The 599-nt window shown below is 50.8% G+C and carries 2 protein-coding genes; both read left to right on the forward strand.

What is annotated here, in order from left to right; translation table 11 throughout:
* On the forward strand, positions 1-144 hold a 144-nt coding region (locus DW826_RS18000), incomplete at its 5' end, for a Maff2 family mobile element protein (protein WP_242994159.1).
* Between the two features lie 69 nt (positions 145-213).
* Positions 214-599, forward strand: a 386-nt coding sequence (locus tag DW826_RS18005) for a VirB6/TrbL-like conjugal transfer protein, CD1112 family (RefSeq protein ID WP_242994147.1), incomplete at its 3' end; no start/stop codon positions are given.

The following is a 599-nucleotide window of genomic DNA, read 5'->3' on the forward strand; positions in this document are numbered from 1 at the left end:
GAAAATCCGGAGATTATATCAAAGGATTACCTATCGCTATCCGGCGCCAAGAGCCAGGGCATGAAGCAGCTCATGGCCGGTGCTGGTGTAGCCGTAGTCGGCATGGTCCTTGTACCTCTGCTCTCCGGGCTTTTCTCTGTCTAAGCGTCTCCGTATGAAATCCTTGCCGCTCCCGCAGCTTTGCGGGGGCGGCGGAAAGGAGGTTGACACCGTATGGATTTCTTACTTGAAGCCCTGACAAATTGGCTGAAAGAAATGCTGGTGGGCGGTATTATGAGCAACCTTTCGGGGATGTTTGACAGTGTAAATCAGCAGGTCGCGGATATATCCGTACAGGTAGGCCAGACCCCACAGGGATGGAATGGCAGTATTTTCAGCATGATTGAGAATCTGTCCAACTCCATCATGGTGCCGATTGCAGGTGTGATTCTGGCTATCGTGATGACCGTAGACCTGATCCAGATGATTGCAGACAAGAACAACCTGCATGATGTGGATACCTGGATGATTTTCAAGTGGGTGTTCAAATCAGCTGCCGCCATCCTCATTGTCACAAACACATGGAATATCGTGATGGGCGTCTTTGATATGGCGCAGAG

This window comes from Clostridium sp. AM34-11AC (genome assembly GCF_003435375.1).
GTDB lineage: Bacteria > Bacillota > Clostridia > Lachnospirales > Lachnospiraceae > Pilosibacter > Pilosibacter fragilis.